General features: G+C 34.1%; 18 protein-coding genes and 1 pseudogene. 11 read left to right on the forward strand and 8 right to left on the reverse strand.

Features of this window, described 5'->3' with window-relative positions; genetic code table 11:
- Positions 1-20: 20 nt before the first annotated feature.
- Positions 21-3,041 (reverse strand): SusC/RagA family TonB-linked outer membrane protein, encoded by a 3,021-nt coding sequence (locus LIV57_RS09740; protein WP_227942431.1) that lies wholly within the window; start codon positions 3,039-3,041, stop codon positions 21-23.
- 645 nt (positions 3,042-3,686) lie between these two features.
- Between LIV57_RS09740 and LIV57_RS09745 the strand changes: the two genes are divergently transcribed.
- From LIV57_RS09745 to LIV57_RS09770, 6 genes are all read left to right on the forward strand, one after another.
- A complete protein-coding gene (locus LIV57_RS09745) occupies positions 3,687-3,935 on the forward strand; it encodes a helix-turn-helix domain-containing protein (protein WP_227942432.1) in 249 nt (82 codons plus the stop codon).
- 309 nt (positions 3,936-4,244) lie between these two features.
- The gene (locus LIV57_RS09750; protein ID WP_227942433.1) at positions 4,245-4,802 is read left to right on the forward strand and encodes a hypothetical protein; all 558 of its coding nucleotides are present in this window, start codon (positions 4,245-4,247) and stop codon (positions 4,800-4,802) included.
- 74 nt (positions 4,803-4,876) lie between these two features.
- Complete coding sequence (locus LIV57_RS09755) at positions 4,877-5,473, forward strand: hypothetical protein (protein ID WP_227942434.1); 597 nt, start codon at positions 4,877-4,879, stop codon at positions 5,471-5,473.
- Between the two features lie 231 nt (positions 5,474-5,704).
- Positions 5,705-6,628 (forward strand): hypothetical protein, encoded by a 924-nt coding sequence (locus tag LIV57_RS09760; protein WP_227942435.1) that lies wholly within the window; start codon positions 5,705-5,707, stop codon positions 6,626-6,628.
- Between the two features lie 141 nt (positions 6,629-6,769).
- On the forward strand, positions 6,770-7,813 hold the full coding sequence (locus tag LIV57_RS09765; protein WP_227942436.1) for an RES domain-containing protein: 1,044 nt from the start codon (positions 6,770-6,772) through the stop codon (positions 7,811-7,813).
- Between the two features lie 57 nt (positions 7,814-7,870).
- Positions 7,871-8,965, forward strand: coding sequence for a putative phage abortive infection protein (locus tag LIV57_RS09770; protein WP_227942437.1), 1,095 nt, complete (start codon positions 7,871-7,873; stop codon positions 8,963-8,965).
- A gap of 427 nt (positions 8,966-9,392) precedes the next feature.
- Here the strand turns inward: LIV57_RS09770 and LIV57_RS09775 are convergent, their stop codons facing one another.
- A complete protein-coding gene (locus tag LIV57_RS09775; protein ID WP_227942438.1) occupies positions 9,393-9,569 on the reverse strand; it encodes a histone H1 in 177 nt (58 codons plus the stop codon).
- A gap of 164 nt (positions 9,570-9,733) precedes the next feature.
- Between LIV57_RS09775 and LIV57_RS09780 the strand changes: the two genes are divergently transcribed.
- Positions 9,734-10,981 (forward strand): hypothetical protein, encoded by a 1,248-nt coding sequence (locus tag LIV57_RS09780; protein WP_227942439.1) that lies wholly within the window; start codon positions 9,734-9,736, stop codon positions 10,979-10,981.
- A 302-nt stretch (positions 10,982-11,283) separates the two neighbouring features.
- Here LIV57_RS09780 and LIV57_RS09785 read toward each other — a convergent pair whose 3' ends face one another.
- Together LIV57_RS09785 and LIV57_RS09790 are read right to left on the reverse strand one after the other, a co-directional pair.
- Entirely contained in the window at positions 11,284-11,820 is a 537-nt protein-coding gene (locus tag LIV57_RS09785; RefSeq protein ID WP_227942440.1) for a restriction endonuclease, read from the reverse strand.
- Positions 11,820-12,725, reverse strand: a complete 906-nt coding sequence (locus LIV57_RS09790; protein WP_227942441.1) for a restriction endonuclease — start codon at positions 12,723-12,725, stop codon at positions 11,820-11,822. Before LIV57_RS09790 ends, LIV57_RS09785 begins: the two co-directional genes overlap by 1 nt.
- 125 nt (positions 12,726-12,850) lie before the next feature.
- On the opposite strand from LIV57_RS09790, the gene LIV57_RS09795 reads away from it, so the two are divergent.
- Positions 12,851-15,409, forward strand: coding sequence for an AAA domain-containing protein (locus LIV57_RS09795; RefSeq protein ID WP_227942442.1), 2,559 nt, complete (start codon positions 12,851-12,853; stop codon positions 15,407-15,409).
- Between the two features lie 127 nt (positions 15,410-15,536).
- Here the strand turns inward: LIV57_RS09795 and LIV57_RS09800 are convergent, their stop codons facing one another.
- Positions 15,537-17,006 carry an SEC-C metal-binding domain-containing protein gene (locus tag LIV57_RS09800; RefSeq protein WP_227942443.1) on the reverse strand — a complete coding sequence of 490 codons (1,470 nt, stop codon included), beginning with the start codon at positions 17,004-17,006 and terminating at the stop codon, positions 15,537-15,539.
- A gap of 181 nt (positions 17,007-17,187) precedes the next feature.
- On the opposite strand from LIV57_RS09800, the gene LIV57_RS09805 reads away from it, so the two are divergent.
- The gene (locus tag LIV57_RS09805; protein ID WP_227942444.1) at positions 17,188-17,595 is read left to right on the forward strand and encodes a hypothetical protein; all 408 of its coding nucleotides are present in this window, start codon (positions 17,188-17,190) and stop codon (positions 17,593-17,595) included.
- A 144-nt stretch (positions 17,596-17,739) separates the two neighbouring features.
- Positions 17,740-17,880: a hypothetical protein gene (locus LIV57_RS09810; protein WP_185248280.1), complete on the forward strand. Its 141-nt coding sequence runs from the start codon at positions 17,740-17,742 to the stop codon at positions 17,878-17,880.
- A gap of 61 nt (positions 17,881-17,941) precedes the next feature.
- On the opposite strand, the gene LIV57_RS09815 is transcribed toward LIV57_RS09810, so the two are convergent.
- The 3 genes and pseudogenes from LIV57_RS09815 to LIV57_RS09825 all read right to left on the reverse strand — a co-directional run bounded on the left by LIV57_RS09815 (position 17,942) and on the right by LIV57_RS09825 (position 21,874).
- The gene (locus LIV57_RS09815; protein WP_227942445.1) at positions 17,942-20,026 is read right to left on the reverse strand and encodes a type IA DNA topoisomerase; all 2,085 of its coding nucleotides are present in this window, start codon (positions 20,024-20,026) and stop codon (positions 17,942-17,944) included.
- Positions 20,027-20,046: 20 nt separating this feature from the next.
- Positions 20,047-21,494 (reverse strand): annotated as a pseudogene (locus LIV57_RS09820) (DUF3945 domain-containing protein).
- A gap of 98 nt (positions 21,495-21,592) precedes the next feature.
- Positions 21,593-21,874 (reverse strand): helix-turn-helix domain-containing protein, encoded by a 282-nt coding sequence (locus tag LIV57_RS09825; RefSeq protein WP_073174892.1) that lies wholly within the window; start codon positions 21,872-21,874, stop codon positions 21,593-21,595.
- A 160-nt stretch (positions 21,875-22,034) separates the two neighbouring features.
- On the opposite strand from LIV57_RS09825, the gene LIV57_RS09830 reads away from it, so the two are divergent.
- A complete protein-coding gene (locus tag LIV57_RS09830) occupies positions 22,035-22,301 on the forward strand; it encodes a hypothetical protein (protein ID WP_123277902.1) in 267 nt (88 codons plus the stop codon).
- Positions 22,302-22,306: the final 5 nt, after the last annotated feature.

A 22,306-nucleotide genomic window follows, 5' to 3' on the forward strand; every position in this document is an offset into this window, starting at 1 on the left:
TTTTTTTTTAGCATTTAGATTTACAGGGTGATCAGCACTCCCATGGAATAAGTTTTTAAAGGCGGCAGGAAGCCAATGTTCCTGAACTCAGGATCAGGCCCGAAGTATCTGGTAAAGGTCAGCAGGTTCTGTCCCTGAAAATAAACTTTCACACTTTTAAATGTGCCCTTTACCGGAACCTGATAGCCCAGCTCCAGGTTCTTAAGGCGGATAAAAGAAGCATCGGACACCGTTGCCGTACTGTTCATAAAAAACACATGGAGCTGATTCCTGATCCCATTACTGCCTGAAGAATACGGCATATAGCTTCCCCCGGGATTCTCAGCAGACCATACATCCAGTACCTCCTGAGGCTGGTTATTCATGGTTCCCGGTATCGGCATGATATTGTTATAATTCCAGTTTCTCTGTTTCACAAACTGAAAAAGAAACGACAGGTTCCAGTTCTTATAGCGAAGGGTATTGTTCCAGCCTCCAAAATAACGTACACCTATATTCTCCACAGCCTGCCTGTCATCAGGCGCTGTGATCTTGCCATCGCCATTAAAGTCTTTGAACCGGTATAATCCCGTAGCCGGATCAATTCCTTCATACTGGTATACTTTTACTGAAGTAATAGGCTGTCCTATGACATAGGTATTGGCATAGGTAGACCCTGCAAGACCCGGAAAAGCAACCAGCTTGTTCTTTGGAAAACTTATATTAACGTTTGATTCCCACTGAAAAGCTCCACCTGAAAAAGGTCTCCCGGAGAGTTCCAGCTCCCATCCCGAGTTCTCCACGACGGCATCCAGATTCGCCAGTACACTTGGAAACCCAGTTATGGAAGGAAGCTGATATCCCACCAACTGGCTCGAAGAACGGTTCCTGTACCACGCTGTGATCAGGTTAATCCTGTTTTTCAGAAATCCCAGCTCCAAAGCCGCTTCCAACTTGGTGGTCTTTTCCCAGCTGTAATCCGGATTATACAGCCTTGAAGGATTGAGGCCTGCGGTATTATTATACAGGTATTCCGAGAGATCATAGGTATCCAGATACCCATAGTCTCCAATATTATCACTTCCGGTAGTTCCGTAGCTGCTACGAAGTTTCCCAAAGCTCAGCCATTTCTTATTTTTCAAAAATCCTTCCTGAGAGAATATCCATGCCGCTCCCACGGCCCCGAAATTCGCAAACTTATTGCTGGGACCAAAGCGGCTGCTTCCATCCCTTCTTCCCGTCACATTCAGGATATACCTTCCGGCATATTGGTAATTCACCCTTCCAAAGAAGGCGGCATATCGGTACTCCGTTTTAATCTGATCGGTAATAATCCTGGTCCTTGCCGCTCCTATATTTTCTATAAAAGCATTGCTCTCAAATCCAATCCCGATCATAGAACCCTGATTGCCTGTATCCCGCTGAAAGGTCGTCCCTACCAGCACATCCAAGGCATGTCTGCCCTTCTTCATCTGCCAACTGAGTTGAGGTTCCAAAATAAAGGAAAAACGGTCCTGATTACTTCTATATGACTGCGAGCTTGCACTGGACTGCCCCTGATAGGAAGCAGGATTATACATGGTATTGGGCTTTAATGACCTTTCATCAAAAGACTGGTAATTAAGCCCTCCACTGAACTTCAGAAACCAATATTTCAGCAGTTCATACTGTACATTTATATTGGTTAAAAACTGCTTGTTCTCATAGGAATAGGAGCTGTTATAGAGCCCTGCCGGATTGTTAAAGGAATTGTTCTCCCAATTGAGGCTCCCATCCGGCAGATATAAAGCAGGAGCATAGGGAACCATCAGGTAAGCCTGTCTGGTAATATCCTCACTCAGTACGTTATTTTTCTGAAGGGAAAACCTGCTGGAAACACTGAGCTGAAAACGTTTGTCTTCAGAACTGTGGCTGATATTGGCAGCCAGATTATCCGCCTTATACTTAAACCCTTTTGAAAACACGGTAGACTGCTCATTGTGCCCATAGCCTACCAGAAAACTTGTTCTGTCATTGCCTCCGTTTAAGGAAACATTCGCGGTAAAAGCATCTGCGGTATTTCCGATGAGTTCTTTCCTCCAATCGGTATACCTCCCCTGATCCCACACTCCATTGACATCATAGGCATTAGCCGGATAGGCAGAAATTCCATCATTCTGATAGGCCTGCCTCCGCATCCTTAGATAATCCTCAGTCTTCATCATCGTTAGATTACTGATCACAGAACTCACCGCATAGGAAGTCCCTGCATTTAGTCCCAGATTCCCTGCTCCTCCTGCACCTGCACCAACTTTCCCATTCTTCCCTTTCTTGGTAGTGACCAGCACGACTCCATTCGCTCCCCTAGATCCATAGATCGAGGTCGCATCCGCATCTTTCAGAATCTCAATACTCTCAATATCCGCAGGATTAATACTATTCAGCGGATTGATACTGCTGGCGGGCAGTACCGCTCCTGAAAACTGGGAAGCCATTTCTCCTCCTACCGGAACCCCATCTACTACATACAATGGATTATTCCCCAAAGCCCTCAGACTGTTCTTTCCTCTTATCTGAATATCATAGCCTCCTCCCGGCATTCCCGAGTTCTGTACAATATTCACTCCCGCTACCCTTCCCTGAGCCGCAGAGAGCACATTCAAAACAGGTTGATTTTCTATATCTTTTGCTGAAACTTTGGCGATACTACCAGTTCTTTCTTTGTCTTTAACCTTGTAGTAGCCAGCGTTGAGAATAACTTCTTCGATTCCCTTTACTTTCTGTTCTAAGCTGATATTAACGACTTTCTGATTAGTGAGTGTGAATTTTTCTTCTGCATAATCAGGGTGTCTGAACAATAGGATGGAATTTTCTGCCGAAACCTGTAAGATATAGGCTCCGTTTTTGCCGGTCATGGTTACCTGATCACTACCTTCTTGGGAGATTACGACTCCTGAGAGTGGTTTACCTGATGAGGTTACGGTACCGGAAATGGTGCGTGTTTGAGCTTTTGTAGTAATGCTTACAGTGGTAAACATGAGCCCAAAGAAAATGCCTCCTATATGGTAATAGGAATTTTTCATAGATTTGTAAAGGTTTTTAATTTTTTAAAGATTAAATACTGAACTACGCTCTTTCCCGTTGGTCTGCAAACTCTATGGGAAGGGGCTTTTTTCTTTCTTCTGATTTTTAAGTTGAGTAGTTTTTTTGATTCATTTTTTAGATAAAGACTTTCCTGATGCCCTTTGGTATGAAAAAGGACTGGTGAGGTTCTGTAATCAGTGACCGCAAGGCACCGGAAAGAATATACTATGAATGAAATATGTGTTCCCGTGTAAGCTTGTTAAAGCCGCAATAGGTTGTACCCTCCTATTGTATCGTGTAGTCTGATACTATTTTTGAAAGCGGGCTTAGATTTTTTGTGTAGAGATAAAGCGAACTGCATTGAAAAAAACGGCATGGGACTCTACATTATCCAATTCGGGGTACTGGTATACCTTACATACAGATAAGAGAGCCCACGCCTAGGTCGTGAGCTTCCTGCTTATCATCTCGTATGTTAAAAATTACCAGTTTTCGAATTTGAGACTCTAAGCAATAGCTTCTATTAATCTTTGAAGTATCGCAAAGTTACATTTTCTGTAACCTATTTTACAAATATAATAATATTTCCTTATTGCGCACAGAAAACCGCACTATTTTTTTACCCTTTCTTTTAATTTGTTCTAATGGACGACGAGAAAGACGTAATTATTGAAATTTGCAAATACATTTATCTTAACTGGATTTCAAAGGCGGAATCACAGAGAGATTTTGCATCAAAATGCGGCGTAGAGGAAAGTACTGTTAGAAGAATAAAAAATATTGCACTAGAAACATCAAAGACTGATTACAATATGTCTTTAAAAACTTTGATTAAAATCTGCCAAAAAAATCAAATAACTTTAGAAGATTTTTTCGGAAATATAAATAAATAAAATTCTGACTGATAGTTAGGATTTTATTTAATTTACCAATTGCTTTGTAGTAACGCTCCGAACATTGTTGGAGAACTTGTTCTGTTTCTTTCAATTCTTTTCTGGCTTTGATGTAATCTTTGTTGGTTTAATATAGACCAATTGATAAAATAACAATAGCAATAGTTGAAAAAATACTCTAGATTTTTAGTAATTTCATAGATGTATTTTTTAGTAAAATTGAGAGTAATTCCTTAATTTAATTGATTTAAAGTACATCTAAATATTATAATATTTTTTTAAGTTTTAATCAATAAATATATTTATTGTATGAATGATACAGAAGTTATTCAATTGGTAAATAATGCTCTAGATAATTTTCTAGATAGTTCTGATACTTGGTTACTTAAAAACGATCTTAGTGAGCAAAGTATCTCACATAGAATTGCTCTGCATCTAGATGCATTATTTACTAAGTATAATGTTGATTGTGAATACAACGGTGATGTTGATAGAGATAATAATAAAAAAGCCATCACGATTCTTAAAGACGATTTAAAAGAATTTGGTTTACTAAAAGATTCTGAAGCCAGTGAACTTGAAAGAGAACTAACAAGCAGAGCTGTTTTTCCGGATATTATAATACACAAAAGAGGTTCAAATGATTCTAATTTATGTATTATAGAAGTGAAAAAGAGTACAAGTACTGTAAGCTATAATTATGATTTTATAAAGTTGAAAACTTATACTTCCGATCAATACGATAATACATTAAAATATCAGCTAGGAATTTTTTTGGAAGCTGTTATTCATTTAGAAAAACCTTTTTTCAAGTTAACCTTTTTTAAAGAGGGGAGTCAAATCAAAGCTGTTGATCATGAGAGTTAATATAATAATTTCTGGGTTATAAATAATTTGTTTTAATATTTGCATATTTGATTGATAACCAGAAAACTAAATATATGATCAATAAATTAATTTTACTTGCATTTTTATGTGTTTTTTCAGTCAAAGTTTTATCTCAAGATAGTTTATCAGTGACTTCCATGCAATTAGCGGACTATACTTCAATTAAAAATGATAAGTCAACTCAAGCAGATCCCGTCCCTAATGCTTTGAAAAATATTTTTGACAGACTTTATGTTGAAGATGCTGGAATAGATGCTTATAGAGAAAATCTTGGTGAATTATTAGGACGAATAGTCACTAAGGAAACTACAGGAAACGAAATTGGTTTAATCAGTGTCAAAAGAGATTCTGTAACTATAAATAGTTTTACGCCAACGGAAAATAAACTAATTTCTCATAAACTTACGAAGAATAGTTCGGCTGCTCTAAGCTTATTTATCAACGCTTCTGCAACAGACGATAGAATTTATGAATATCTGGTTACAGATATTTCAAGAGCTATTTTACAATATAAGAATATTGATAAACAAATTCTTAAGAGTGCTACTACAATTGCAGAAAGTAATGATTTGAAGAAATACTACATTATTACAGGTGTAACAGTGACTGAAATATCAAAAAGAGAGTTTACCAAAAAGCAAAAAAATTGATGCTACAAATTTTCCTATGAGTGGCGTTGCGATAACTTTTGGAGGTAGTTTTTTTGTGTCTGATGATAATTTTGAGAGAGAATATAAAATTGGATTTACTGTTACGAGTTTAGCGAAAATTAAGGATGAAGTTGACAAAATGATTAGATAGTAATTTTTAATCTTGGAACGTATAAGATTGTCAAGTAAAACTTGTAAATTCTTAAGACCGTATTTAAAAAAAATGATATAATGAACTATAACCAATTTTCAAAAAAAGAGTCTCTTATAGATGATATTCTTGCTAAGCTTGGAATATTAATTACAAAAAAACTTATAATCAAAATTGATCACGAACCTGATTACGAAATATCTGAATATACGAGAGAGCGTGAAAAGGAATATTATTTGCAGAACTTCTGGAATTTTAAAAATAAATTCAATTCTGTCGTTGAGGCTGAAGTATTAGAAAATCACATTCTTCATTATGACAATTTTATTCAATTAAGTGAAGAGTACAATATTCCTTTTTGCAACGATGAAGAGTGCGAATTCTTACTGGATGTTTTGAAAAAAGATAATGACGCTTTAATAGTTTATGGTTTTGGAACTGATGCGGGTAATTTTCGAATAAATAATCTACGGATTAAATCCATTGATAATTTAAAAGCACGTGTACATTACGATGGTAGTTTTTATGGCAGCAGTTACGAAATAAATCAAAATGATTTTGCTGTTTATTCAATTTTATATGTTAATGCATTGCCGCTAGATATTGATTCTATGCCTTTTTATTATTCTTTGTTGGGAGAAAGTCATCTACTTTTAAAAGAAAAAAAATATAAACTTTCCTATTTTCTACTTTACTCTGCTTTTGAAAGCTTTATAAATTATGAACTTGGAAGAGATGAGGAAGAAGGTAGATTAAAAGATAAACTCAATGAGTTATTTTGTTTAAAATTTCCAAATTTAGGAATACATCAAATTTATACTTCTATTATCACTTTGTTTGATAAATATACTCTAGATAGAAATTCAATTGCGCATGGACGAAATATGATTGATGTTGATGATGTGACAGTCAAAAAATCATTCATTTTTGTTTTAACTATGATTTCTGCTTATCTTCTAAATAGTTCAAAATTTGATGATCTTTATAGTAAGATTAAAAACTAGTATTAACATTCAGTTTTTTTAATTGTTTATATTATTGAAATCTTCTACTTTTCATAGAAAATGTTATTCGATTTCGATCTTGTTGTATTGCATATTTTAGATGCCCATTTTGTATATTTGAGAATAACAAACTATAAACTAATGATCAGACCAAATTGGCAATTAAAATTCAGAGATTTACCTGAAATTCCCCCTTTGAAAAGATGGAGAGATGGAGTTCATTTCACTCAAGAACAAAATATATCATTTAAAATATTTCAGCATCAAGAAATTTCAAGTTCTGAACAAAGTGATTTTATCAGTCTTTTCAAATTCTATGAAGAACTTGATGCTGCTCTTCAAGAACTTGATTACTCTTCATTTGATTCCAGTGAATTTGAAATGTTTAAAAATTATATAGATTATGCTTTTAATTATATTCCACTTTTGGCTAACAAATTATCAGTAATTCATACATATAGACTTGTTGTTAATGAATCTGTTTCAAAAAAAAATGAGAGACTAACTAACATCAGTTTTTTAAAATACCCACCTATAGACATTGTAAAAAGCATTAATCGATATAATAGAGCAAATACTCCAAATACAAGTGTATTATATGTTGCAGAGAATATTGACTCCGCTTTAAAAGAAATAAAACCACCAGTGGGTAAACTAATCACAGTTGGCTTGTGGAAAACAAAAGAGCAAAAAGAAATTATTTCCTATCCAATTTCCCATAGTGACATGGCACTTCCTTTTAATCATGGAGTACAGAAGGCAACCGCAGCATTTGAAAAGTACGGCGATAATCATTCTAAACTCTGGGTTGAATGGTCAAGACATTATTTTAAATTATTAGGAAGAGAGTTTACAAAACCTGTTTCTCATCATTATGAGTATTTGATTAGTGCTATGTTTTCTGAAAGAATTCTTAAAATTAGGAATGATCCCAATCCTTCTTTTAATTTTGACTGTATAATTTATCCAAGTGTCGGAAATGATTTTGGAACTGATAATTTGGCCGTACACCCTGAGTCTGTCGAAAAAGAATTTGGGCTATTGCAAATTACCGAATTTGAAATTGAGGAATGCTATTATGAAAAAGAATATGTCAGAGGTCATCCTGAAGTTATAACTCTTGCAAAGGTCAAAAATAGAGTCAACGCCAGGAGAATACAAGATAATGGAGATATTGTTTGGTAGATGTGGTTATATTGATAATAATTTATTTATCTTATTAAGAACTAATTATATTAAATTTTGGAACAGAAAACACAAGATAGACTATTAATATTAGGTATATTGGGGTTAATAGTAGCAATAATACTTTATAAAAATGGCCCCGAATTGATTCAATCAAGATACTTTTATGATAAAGATATTGGACATAGAGGTGCTATTGGTGATGCTTTTGGAGGTACAGCAGGGCCAATAATCGCTTGGATTGCATCAATTTTAACTTTTATGGCTTTTTACATTCAGTATGAAGCAAATAAAGAACAGCGAAACCAATTTGCTAAACAAGCTGATGATACCGTCATAGAAAGATTTGAGAATAGGTTTTTTGAATTAATAAGAATACATCGAGAGAATGTGGAAGAGCAAAATATTCAGAATATAATTTTGGGTAGAAAAGTATTTACAACTTATTATTTTGAATTAAGATACATTTATTTTGTATTGGAATGCAATTATGATACTTCGACTGACAGTATAAAACTTAGTAAAGAGCAGTTGACTAATTTGGCTTATTTGATTTTTTTCTATGGAATTGGACATGTAAGTGATAGTGTTTTCTCTCATATTGCTCCAGAGATTAATTCTACTGATTTTTTCAAAGCTACTTTAAAGAGATTAGAATGTGAAAAAAATATATATTCTGAGTTTTTGAGCAATAAAGAAAAATATGAAAATAAGATTGGTTTAAGAGTATTAAAATTGAAAAATTTAGAAATAAATCATAATGGAAAAAAAGCTGTTTTTATTCAGCAGTACGAACCCTTTACTGGACATGGGACTAAAATTGGACATTATTATCGTCATTTATTTCAAACGGTTAAATATGTACATTCTCAAGAAAATAAATTATTTACTGATGAGGTTAAATATGATTACGTGAAAATGCTGCGTGCTCAGTTATCAAACTTTGAGCAGGTTATATTATATTACAATTCTATATGTGTTCTTGGTAATGCTTGGATAACAAACGAGTATATTAAGGATTATCATCTTTTGACAAATTTGCCTCTTTCATTTACAGACTTTGGAATACAACCTGAAGAAAAGTTTAAAGCTGAAATATCAATTGATCCTAACTTTTTTGATTGGGAAACATTGAAGAACTCATTTGTTTAAATAAAAAATGAACAATTAAGATGTCTAATATATTTTCGATTTGTACCAGACGTGAGAATCTTGTACGGTGTAATTCACTGGAGCTAGACAATATTATTGAGAGGATCAAACCTGACCTTATTTGAAGAAACTCCGCTATTTTCTTTTGATCATTATTATGTCAGTAAGATACGCAACAGTTTAGAATCAAATGCGATAAATGCACATGTATGTGATTATAATATTTTAAACATACCTATTGATTCAGATGATCTTCATGATAGGCATTTTTTGATAACTTAAGTAAGCTTCATATGCGTATTGAAAGACTTTCAGATAATAGTGGCTATAATTATGGAATATTTAGTTATATCTCTATGATATAGAAGTAGTATTTATAATAGAAAAATCCCTATTTATATAGGGATTTTTTATTTTGGAATTTTTATTATTTCTTAGATTCCTCTACTGATACTTTACGGAATTCCTTGAATAATTTGCTGAGTTCTAAAGCTGATTTTCTGGCTCTTGTTCCTGCTGCCTTATTTCCTTTTTCAGCTTGTTGGTTTGACTCTGTAGTAAATGATTCAAATTCTGCATTAATCTTTTCAATAAGTTCTTTCATATGGTATACAATGTTAAATATGACGCAAATATAATTCTTTGATTTTTTTACATTATAACTTTATCTTTTTTCATTATGAAACTCCAAACATTAATTAATTCCTCGCATATTTTTTATTTCATCTTTTTTTGTTGTTATATTTATATTTAAAAAAATAAAAATTGATGAAATCTCCTTTTAATATTCATCCTCCAAAGAATTGGCAGGATTTTGAAACTCTTTGCTTGAAACTTTGGGGAGAAATATGGAACATACCTCACGAAATTGATTTTAATTCTGACAATGCACAGGGACAACATGGTGTAGATATTTATGGTCCGGTGAATGGAGGCAAGGACTATAATGGAATTCAGTGTAAGAATAAAAAATTAAACCTAATAGATGGATCTCCGAATCGAATCTCAATAAAAGATATTCAGGAGGAAATTGAAAAAGCAAAGCTGTTTAAACCTGACCTAAACAAGCTTGTTATAGCAACATCATTGCCTAAAGATCAAAAAATTGAAGAGTATGTAAGAACTCAAAGTCTACAAAATGTTGAATTAGGATTATTCACAATACAAATATGTTTTTGGGATTTCTTTGAACGTAAACTATCAGAGTTTCCGAATGTTTATAACTGGTATGTGAAGAACGAGGATTTTCACCAGGTCAAAAGCATATCCGTATTATTTCCAAATGGGCAAAATGAAATAAGCTGTTTTCCGAAATTTCAAAAAACAATTAAAAAATATAGGATTAAGAAGGAAATGGATTCTGGAGCCGACGATTTAGACTTGAGTTTATCTTTCAATGAGTTGTTAGAAAAATATAAATTGGACCTGAACACTTCCAAACCGGGTTTCAAAAAATTTAACGATATGTTTGCTAAGATAGATATGAGTAGAAACCCTTTGATGCCTAAAATTAAATGGGAGCAATATTGTTGGTTAAAACTACAAATCACAAATACAGGAGCCGCTGTCATCGAAGATTATAAAATAGAACTTGAATTCGAGGGCGATTTTATAAGAGTTGGAGCTGAAAAAGGACATTTTATATATAATCCAAAGTACGTTAATACAGTTAGAGAATATAGCAATTCAGATGATTCTCTAATTATACTTCCAAAAAACAGAACTTTAGTACAAGCCGATTATTTTACTACAGGGAATTTTTATATTAAGCCTAAAATTGGTGAAGGGAGTGTCATAAAAATGAATTGGAAAATTATATCACGTGACTTTACTGATTCAGGATTTCTTACAATAATAATTGAACCTAAATTTCATCAGATAGTAACTATTGAAAATACTGATTCAACATTAGATGAGAAAGATGAGGTTTCTTATCAAGTAATTGAAAGAACTGGTGTACAACAAATAGGTTATGTCGATTATTATGATAAAGAATCAGATTATAACTTTGAATAGTTTAGAAAGTATCTTATAGAATTACAATTTCTAGAGCCAAAGATCATCTAATTTTATTGGTGAATGTGAATGAAAGTGATAATGACACAAACATTTCAGATCTGATCTGCTATATTGATTACAATAATTTCAGCATGATCAATAGTGAGGTATATTCTATTGTCAATTACCTGTACAAAGTATGCAAAGCTAAAGGGGATTAGAATTGGATATAATGTAAATTTAGAAGCAACTCTATTGATACTTTACAGATTATGTAGTTGGTATTTTGGACATTTTAATCTTAAATTCCCCTAAGGCTATCAAAATATTGTTCTTTGTATTGTTAGTTTCAGTATCTTGTTTTGTAATAATTCAACTAGGTCTTGAGTTGTTTTCAAAGTCTCTATTTCTTCTCTATTTAAAAGCAATATGAATATTTTATCTCTATTTAATGCACTAAGCACTTCGCTATGAGCATTGCTAACTCCATCAGAAACTCCTGTTATACCACTCAATGAAATTAATATTCCTGAACTTACACCTCTATCTTGAAGTTTTCTAACAAACCAACCTACTTCGTTGCTTCCTAGCCTACAAGCTGTATTTTTACATTCTGTAATAATTGCGAAATCTAAAAAATATAAATCGGAACTTCTTTTATCATTAATAAATACAACATCTAATTCGTGAGCGCGAACACCATCTAAAACATTTTTTTCATAAAAACTTACTCCAGATATTTTGTCAAATAAGTATTTTACTAATTCTTCAAGCTTATCACCTTTAACATCACTATTTGGAGCTGTATCCGATTCCAATAAAAGCTTCCTGATATGTCGATTAGAATACCTAGCCATTAGTGTAGATTTTTATGAGACCCGTAGTTTCTTTTATTTAGAATAATATTTTCAAATTTATCATAGATTAAGGCTTCTATAAAATCTTCAAGATCGAATGCTATTATAAAAGGATTTATTTGTGAATCAAAATTGATTCTATTATTAACTCTGTCTAGGTATAATAACAAGCCTAAAGACGAATCAGATTTTTCCGTAAGAAATTTTAATTGTTCAACAGCAGAAAGAATCACATTGCTGTTCCCAATTTTACATTCTACTACAATAGGATTTCCAATAACACGACCTAGAACGTCATTCCAAATTGCAAAATCAACTCCTATATCTTCATTTTTCAAGTTATGAACATATTTCATACGGAGTGTTCTAAAAATCTCTTCAACGACATACTCCATTTCAATACCACTACCTGTAGTACGGAGATTTCTTGTTTGAATTAGTAATGATCTGAAGATATTTTTTATGTTCTCATCGTAAGTATCAGTAAGCATACGATTTATATAAATTCTTTCGGGATTCTTCTTTTTCTTAGGTAATTCACTTACAAATGCGTCAATAGCAATCTTTAATAATTTTTCATCATTGAGATTAGCACTAAGAGAAAGCTTGTTCTCTAAGAAAAAAGGAACTTTTTCAAATTCTTTGTCAATAATAATCAGCGACTGTATTCCTAATCCTTCGCAAACTCCGATTTCATAGATTGTATTTTCATTATATTTAGTTAATATAAAAATTGCAAAATCAACTTGTCGAAGCTTACGCTTCAAAATATCTTGGAATGATGTACCAATTGAACCATCATAAAATTCGTATACTTCAATTTCCTTTTCTCGAAGTATACCATAAATATTTGAAGAATCCGCATTGTAGGAGCCGGATAAGTAGCACTTTAAATGAGTCAACATTTTTATATATTTATAAAAACGCAATGTAGTAATTTTTTAATACCTTAAAAAGAGAATTTATTGAGAAATCTTAAAAGTCAATATTTTCATTTCATGTCTTTTATATTTGTAAACAATTAATAACCATGCTAAAACCCACTCCAAATACCCTTAGAAAAGAATCTATCCACATTGATGGTAAAGACAAGACCGATGAGATAGAATCTTATTCTTTTGAGAACAATAAGTGTGTCGTTGTGTATAAAAGCAGTGGTAAAGCCTATTTTTATCCTCAACATAGAATTAAGATGGTGAGATCTGCTATTCAAAGTGAGAGAGCCGGAAATATTTTTTCTTATGTAAAGGCAATTGCAGCTAGCGTTGGTTTGAAGACCGAGGAAGGTAATAATATTCTTGCCAATAGCTACGGGAGTATCCGTTTTATTCCTGAGACTTCTATTCTATATAATTTCCTTAACGGAAAAGAACCCGAAAAGAATTACCACGCCTCTCCTATTGAAATCTTTCCTTTCGGTTTTAATTTAAGTCAGAAAAAGGGAGTTGACAATGCGTTTTCAAATCCGTTAAGTGTTATTGAAGGTCCTCCGGGAACAGGAAAGACCCAGACCATTCTTAATATTATCGCCAACGCGGTGATGAATAAGCAAAGTGTGGCCGTAGTTTCAAGCAATAATTCGGCGACAAAAAATGTATTTGAGAAACTGGAGAGCAATGGGGTTTCTTTTATAGCGGCATTGTTGGGAAGCAGCCAGAATAAAAAGGAATTTATCGATGCTCAGACTGAAATCCCGGATCTATCAGATTTTAGATTAGAGGAAGAACAGGAACAATCCCTTATGCATTCTATTCCTCTTCTTTTTACTGAGCTTTCTGAAAAGCTGAAACTAAAGAATGAACTGGCTTTACTTGCGCTGGAAATCGATAAGATCAAAACAGAGCATCAGCATTTTACGGATGATGTCGCGTTGGCAACCGAAATCCGTTTTAAAAAGAATGTCAGTTCAGACCAGCTGCTTTCATTATGGGTTACTTTGGAAGATTATGAGAAAAAAGATAAGAGATTTTACTGGTGGCGAAAACTGATATTCCCTTTTCTGTATGGAGTAAGAGATAAGATTTTTTATACTTTATCATATGAAGAGATGATCAGGATTGTTCAGTCAAAATACTATGGAGTAAAAATTTCAGAGCTTGACCTAAGAAAACAGGAGCTTCACAATACATTACAGCATTTTTGCTTCCATGATAAAATGAAAGAATATACGGAAGGATCGATGCAGCTGTTTAAAAACAAACTCTACCAAAAATATAAAGAACAGAAACGTTCAGAATATACCGAATGGGATCTTCGTTTTAAATCAGAAGAATTTATTAAAGATTATCCTGTCATCATGAGTACAACCTACTCGTTAAGGAGAAGTCTTGCTGAAAATGTAGTCTACGATTATGTCATTGTTGACGAATCTTCACAGGTGGATCTTGCAACAGGTGTACTCGCATTATCCTGCGCAAAACAGACCGTCATTGTGGGAGATTTAAAACAGCTCCCCAATGTAGTGGATTCTGCAACAGCAGAAAATACAGATCAGATCTTTAAGAACTATGATATCCCGGAACCATATCGTTATTCCAATCATAGCCTGCTTTCTTCCATTATAGAAGTATTTCCGAATGTATCTAAAACACTGTTAAAGGAACATTATCGCTGCCATCCTAAAATCATTGATTTTTGTAACCGTAAGTTTTATAATGATCAATTAATTATCCTTTCAGAAGGACAAACGGAAAGAGAACCTTTATTAGTCTATAAAACAACTGAAGGCAACCATGCCCGACAAAGAGAGAATCAGCGACAGATTGATGTAATTATTCAGGAAATCATTCCTCAGCAAAAGCTGGAAGGTGTAAATCTGGGAATTGTAACCCCTTATCGTAATCAGACCTTATCGCTACAAAGAACATTTCAGGGAACAGATATCAAAGCTGATACGGTAGATAAATTTCAGGGACGAGAAAATGATGTGATTATTCTATCCACGGTAGATAATGAAATCTCTGAATTCACCGACAATCCCAACCGTCTGAATGTAGCTATTTCCAGAGCAAAAGATCAGCTGATCCTATTGGTGAACGGAAATGAAAGTGACAACGACACGAACATCTCGGATCTGATCCGCTATGTTGATTATAATAATTTCAGCACGATCAAAAGTGAGGTACATTCTATTTTCGATTACCTGTACAAAGGATATGAAGAAAAAAGAAGAGCCCTTTTGTCAAATCAAAAACATAAATCTGTTTTCGACAGTGAGAATCTAATGTATGCGTTAATCAGGGAAGTATTGTCCGACGATCAATTTTCAAAATATGGCGTTATTCTGCATCATCCATTGAGAAATTTATTGTTAGATTTTTCCAAATTAAGTCCTGAAGAAGAGCGTTACGCAAGACATCACGCTACACATCTTGATTTTCTGATCTACAACAAGCTAGGAAAAAACCCTGTATTAGCCATAGAAGTCGATGGATATGAATACCATAAAATAGAGAGCCGACAAGCTGAAAGAGATCTCATGAAAAATGAAATCTTGGAGAAGTATAAAATTCCTTTGGTAAGGTTTTCGACGACGGGAAGTGGGGAAAGAGAGAAGCTGATAAGCGTACTAAAAACATTAATAAGCTAACAGTAAACCCCTTACAAAATTTACAAACGTTTTCTTATTTGAAAGATGAAATTATATACGCTTAACAGATAGATAAATGTTTAATAAAAACCATTTCTGTATTAATGATTATAGACCAATGATATTACTACTTGAGACCAATACAGCATTTCTTATACTTTTTTCCAGAGCCGCAAGGACATCGGTCATTTCTACCAATTTTTTTATGACGGCTCAAATTATTGTTAATTGGAAAATCCCTAACAGTTAATGTTTCCTTAACCATTTTTTTAGTTTCTAAAAAATTAATGTTTTTATTTGCATCCGAATAATACAAAATATCATCCTCGGACCAATCCTTTGCGTTAAGTAGAATGAAATCCTCAGAATTGGTTTGAGTAAATTTAGGAGCATCAATAGCAATCCCTATTATTTTTTCATATTTAGGAAATTTGTTTTTTGTAACACCACAGGCAATTTCAAGCAGCGCTTGTCTTTTAGGTCTATATACATTATCGTAATCCTTATTTCTAGGATCGTGTAATTGTAAAAAGACATAAACTGTATTTTTATAAAAGGATGGCATAATAGATAAATTACGCATAAGCGTTGTCCCATCACCAGGAAATCCTTCTATAGCTCGTGTCATAAGATCGGACAACGTTCTTCTAAAAAATCTAGGTTCTTTAGCCATTTCACAAATGGCGCTTTCACCTTTAAAGATGTTACTATTTCCTTTAAGAGTTTCATCTAAGGCATTTTGAGTAGTATATTGAAGTAGATTATCCCACAGCTCAGATATCTTATTTGCTTCTTTTCTCCTTTTGTACAAAGCCGAATTTTCAAAGGAGTTCCACGCACCTTCGGAAATCATAATACTGGTTGCCTTTTCATCTGTTACTCCAACAAAATGTTTTTGCTTTACCGAATCAAAGTTTTGAAAGTAATTAGCTAACAGGTCTTCTTCTCCGCAATAAATAATACTATCATAGTATTTTAAAGCCTTCTCTTTCTCTGAAAGATATTCAGAAAAATCGTATACAGTATCTAATTCTTTAAGAATGATTTCTAAATTAAAGGTATCAAAAATATGAATAGGCTTATTACTGTCGAGCTCCACAAGAAAAGGAATATCAAGTCCTAATCTTTCCCTTTTACTGTAAGTTACAGCAAGACTTCCGTTAATATTTTCGGGTGAATGCCGCAAACAAGCTTCCGCCGCTCCATGAGCAATAATAATACTATATATAGTTAAATTTTCACGAGGTATGAGTATCGGAAAAGGTGTTGTTTTTTTACTGTCTAAATATATTTTATCGGGATTTTCAAGTACATATCTTCTTGCTCCTTCCGCTGTTCTTATTTGGTTCTCAATTACATTTTTGTGCCAGCGTTTCCATTGCACATCAATATCACCCTCCAAATTATCGAATTTCCTACTTTCACGATCAAAAAATAAAAAAATCTTATTGTCAAAGACAGCCATTAAATCGCACAATTCCTTTGTATCTTCTTTGTAAGGATTTGGATAAGACCATAGTTTTAAGAAAGTAGCATCACATAGTTTTGCTAATATTCTTTCTGTTTCAGTATAACCTGTAGATTTTTCAATTGCCATTAGTTTTAGTCTTTAAGAGATAATGTAAGGTAGCAAATATTTAGTGAGTTTCCCATAGGTTTATTTTTTTATTTGTTAGTCAAGGTTTTAAGCATTCCTAAAGTAAAATTCTGAGACTACGGAAAACCATAATTAGTTCCTTTAAAGTTCATTTAGATTTGCAGATATAAAATTAACTACAATGAAAAAATCGTTACTTTATCTTGTATTACTTCTCTCCGTTATTTCATGTACAAACTATTACACTGTTAGACTACAGGAAGATACACCTCTTTACTACAGCAGTGACAGCAGTAGATCAGTTACCATTATTCCTAAAGATACGGAAGTTTTCTTGTCTTCAAAAGCTGGTAAGAAAAATTATAGCAAACTTAAATGGGGAAATTATTACGGTTGGGCCTATAAACCCAGCTATACAGCTTATAGCGGCTATTCTAACACCTCATCGTATTCTCCTTCACCAGTAAGAGCATCCTCGAGTTATAGTTCTCAATCAAATTCAGGCGGTTCAGTACATGTTAAAGGTTATACGCGAAAAGATGGAACTTATGTGCGACCTCATACAAGGAGTGCACCGAGAAAAAAATAGTTCCAATCAAAACTGTTTTGTCATCCTTCCAAAAAGCAATGATTACGGCTTTCCGTAATGAAAATGATGACCAAAAATTTACTTTTGATCTGGTATTAATCTGTTTTGATATCAAAATAATTATTAATTAATCTTTATTGCAGTATGGATACAATCGAAGCAATCAAGCCAGGACCCAAGCCTAAAAAACCAGATGGAGAACCTGACAGAAGGAGAAGGGTAAACCCTCCCAATCAACCGAAGCATCCAAAGCTAAAACCTCATGAACATGAAAAAGGGGATTAGACTTGGATAAAATGTAGAAGCAGCTGATTAGCTGCTTCTTTATTATATTAATTTTTGGAAATTAATTTCTACTTCCAAATTCAAATGATGTACTGAAATCATTTTTTAGAATGATAAAAGCATCAAACTTTTTACCGTTTTTACTCTTCATGTTTTTGATTAATGATGTTTTGTTTTGAGTTAATAATAAAGTAAGATCTTTAATACTAAGCTGTATTCCACATATAGTTCTAAAGAGAATCCAACTGCATTGTTCATCCGGGCATTTGACAATTTTATCCTTGATAATAAGATGATGTTGTTGGCATTTGGGGCATTTTATTTGTGGGATGTTTTCTTGGGGAATATGGAGTGATAAAAGTTCACTGGTGATTTCTGCTGTGTAGTGTTGGATGTCGTTCATGAACTGGTCTTTGTTGAGTTCACCTTTTTCAATTCTATCCAGTGCTATTTCCCATTCCGCAGTTATTTGGACATTGACTATTTTTTTGTCTTTAACAAGGTTATAAGTCTGTAAACCTTTATCTGTAGGATGCAGGGTTTTGCTTTTCCTTATGATATAATTTCTGCTGAGCAGGGTTTCAATAATAGAAGCTCGGGTGGCTGGGGTTCCGATACCGATAGTAGATAGTGCCTGCTTTTCTTCTTTGTTTTCAATCGAACTTCCTGCGTTTTCCATGGCTGATAAAAGATCAGCTTCTGTATAAAGTTTAGGTGGTTGTGTGGTTTTTTTCAATAACTCGGTTTTTGAAATCTTCAGTTCATCGCCAATTTTGAATTCTGGAAGTTCTGTAAGAGCTTCTGCATCATTGAGAATTTCATTATCAGATAGAATCCCTTTGATGGCACGCCAGCCTTTCTCCAGTATTTTTGATCCTTTGATCTGGAATTCATAATGATGTACTTTTATCATAATTTGGCTTACTTGTTTTGTACAGGCATGGGATAATGACTCCAATAAACGGTAAGCAATCATCTCATAAATGGCTTTTTCAGTTGCAGTAAGTGCGGATGGAACTTTCGTAGTGATGAGTAAACCATGATGATCCGTTACTTTTACATCATTAACGATTCTCTTGTTGAAGTTTCCGAATTTTAAAGTAGATATGGCTGATTTAAATTGATCGTTTGTATTGAGGATTCTGACAAGTTCAGGAATCTCCGCCCATAAATCTTCAGGAATATACTTGCTGCCGGTTCTGGGATAGGTAATGAATTTCTTTTCATACAAACTTTGGGCAACTTTTAAAACTTCATCGGCAGAAAGGCCAAGCTTTCTGTTGGCTTCTTTCTGTAATTCTGTGAGATCAAAAAGTAAAGGAGATTGTTCCTTCACTGTTGTAATGGATACATCTTCTACAACAGCTCTTCCCTCCCGTTCTATGGATTTTTGGATTTGTTCTGTCTGCTTCTTTTCTTCCCACTGCAATAATGAAAGACTGATAAAGTCTGTATATTCTTTTCTGTGATTCAGCTGGATTTGAAAGTACTTTTGCTTGGTGAAGTTCTGATTTTGTAGGAATCTTTGACAGATTAAAGCAAGAGTTGGTGTTTGTACTCTGCCTAATGAATAAACATCTTGGTTTCCTGCAATGGTTAATGCCTGAGTAGCATTGATTCCAACCAGCCAGTCCGCTTCACTTCTGGCTTTAGCTGCCTGATACAAACCGTCAAAGGCTTCGCCAGGCTGGAGGTTTTTAAAACCGTCCTGTATTGCTTTTTCGGTAAGGGAACTGATCCAGAGTCTTTCAAAGGGTTTGTTGCATTGTATGTAGTGATAGATATAGCGGAAGATCAACTCTCCTTCCCTTCCAGCATCTGTAGCCACAATAATACTGCTGCATTGATTGATGACTTGTTTTATGGTGTTGAGTTGTTTTAAAGCCGAAGGATCAGGCTCATAGCCTTTTGCTGTCTTTAGTTTTTTGGGAGTTAGAATAAAAGGGTTTGGAAAGATAGGCAAAGAGGCTTTGTTAAAGCCTCTTATACCATAATTTTCAGGCATTCCTAACGCGATTAGATGTCCTAATGCCCAGGTGACACAATAGCCGTTACCGGATAAATAACCCTCTTTTTTTTCATGAACGCCTAACAACTGTGCAATTTCCCTTGCAACACTCGGTTTTTCTGCAATGATTGCTTTCATATGATGGATTTAAATGTTGATTATAATTTTTGTCTTCTTGGATTTCTAACCTTTTTTTGCTGATCTTCCTGTTGTTTATTGGCAGGCTGTTGCTGTTTTGATTCTAAAGGCTCCTTCACATTTTTAGTAGCTTCATTGGTTTTACCTTGGGTGTTAACCGTAGTTTGAGTTTTATGATCTTCTGTAGGTTTTGCCCCTTCTTTGAGCTTATTGGGATGATTGAAGGAGAAATCAGTTTTGGAAGTTTCTTTGTTGAAAGTAATATAGCCTTGATAGGCTTTACCTTTAGCATCCTGGAGGCCATCGATATAAATGGTTTGTCCGGCTTTGAATTTTCATACTGTGAATCGTCAAGTTCTTTTCCTCTGAATACTCTGGGAGCTTCTTGATCCATATGTTGACTTTGCTGTTGATTGTGTTGTTGGTTTTGTTGGGGTGACTGATTATTGTTGAACAGAAATTCTACATACCGCTTATCTGCATTGAATTGTACAGTGGCATCGAAAAGTTCACCTTTTTTAGAGGTCATCCCTTCAAGATATAATGGTCCTCCTTCCAACAGGATTTGTTTCTGATGTTCATAGAGTTGTATTCCTTTGATTTCATCAGGGATTTTCATATACTCCGCTCTATAGGCTACTAGTTCATTGGTGAGCCGGTCACGGCTGATGATTGATGGAATAATTTCATCGGTTTTAGGATTGACCAGATCCACTACCCTGCCCATATTCCCGGTTTCTCTAAGGTTCTTTTTGTCTTCATCACTGAACTGATGACCTAAGAATTTATTATTGAGACTGGGCTCTTTTCGGATTCCATGCAGATGAATGGCAACCTGTCCTGTATCTCCTGTCTGAAGGGAAAGCCTGACATCCATCTTGCTCACTGCCGTTCCCAGATTAATGGTGATGGGAATTAATGTATTGGTTTTAAAACCTCTGAGTAATGAATCCATAGCGTTCATCTTTTCAAGCTTCTCCTGATTAAGGCCGAATTTCTCCATCGTTTTCCAGTCGATCTGTTCAAGCTGAAAACGATATTCCTGATTGTCTGTGTTGTTGTCCATTGTATTTTGATTTTTGGGATTATTATTGTGTTGAGGTAAAACTTCGTAGTCTTTCAGCTTTTCTTTTTCTTCGGGGGATGCCTGATCAACATACTTCTGAAGATCCTTGGCGGTATTGACAGCATCATATTCTGAAACCTTGAAAAAGTTGAAATGCGTGGGGTTTTTAAGCTGCCGGTAAAAGTTGGAAAAGAAATTGGAGAATAGATCGCCGTGTTTATCAACCCTGATCAACTGCTCATTATCCTTTTTTTCTTGTGGAGGAACCTTTTGCAGATTCCCATCCTGATCAATTCCTTTAACCATTTCAACCTGGTTGGTATGAATGTTCAGCACTATCAAAGTGTCTGTTGATGGTTTGAGTCCACCAGATTCCTGTGAATTTATCAATTCATCTTCCATTGTATTTTATTTAATGGAACGAAGGTATAGGCTTAATTAAGTGACTCGTAAAGATTGGAATGGTGATGAATGATTTGGCGGTGGATGTCTTGCTACTATCAAGAGTTTAAACACTCCCGGATCAATTGATGGACATCAGAAAGCTTATAATACAGCTTTCCGCTGATAGTATAGTAAGGCAGCTTTTTATCAGTCCGGTACCGCTGTAATGATCGGGAACTTATTTTTAAAAGCTGTAAAACATCCTGGTTATCCAGAAGCTGCTCTCCGTCTACTTCTATAAATCTGGATTGGTTCTTAATCATCTGTTCTTTCAGTAGGTCAAATCTTTCCATGATTCTTTCCATCCAGGCTATAAATTCTGTTCTTTCGATATTCATAACTGTGATTTTTATGATTGCTGGTGATGTAAAATTGAACAAGAGAAATCATATAAAATCACTACTTTTTCATAGTAATGAAAAAAAATATCGATTGATAAGAAACCTTAACCCACAGGATTGTAACTTACAAATTATTTAATAGTAATGACTACCGACTATGAGTGAAATGTCTGATTTTAGAGAAAATTATATTAAACAACTTGAAAGAGAGGCAGAAAAAGCATTAAAAGACAATGAAAAAATAATTCTTGAGTTTATACACTTTGCTACGAACAAAAATCTAGAATTAACTACTCAAAATTTTAAGTATACGCAAATATCAGGCATTATTGTTGAATCACCTGACATACTTTTGAAATTAAACGAAGATCTACTCCCTGACAAGGGCGGGCTTTTAGACTATAAGATGAGAAGTTCAATTTAAAAAGC

The organism is Chryseobacterium sp. X308, assembly GCF_020733145.1.
GTDB classification, from domain to species: domain Bacteria; phylum Bacteroidota; class Bacteroidia; order Flavobacteriales; family Weeksellaceae; genus Chryseobacterium; species Chryseobacterium cupriresistens.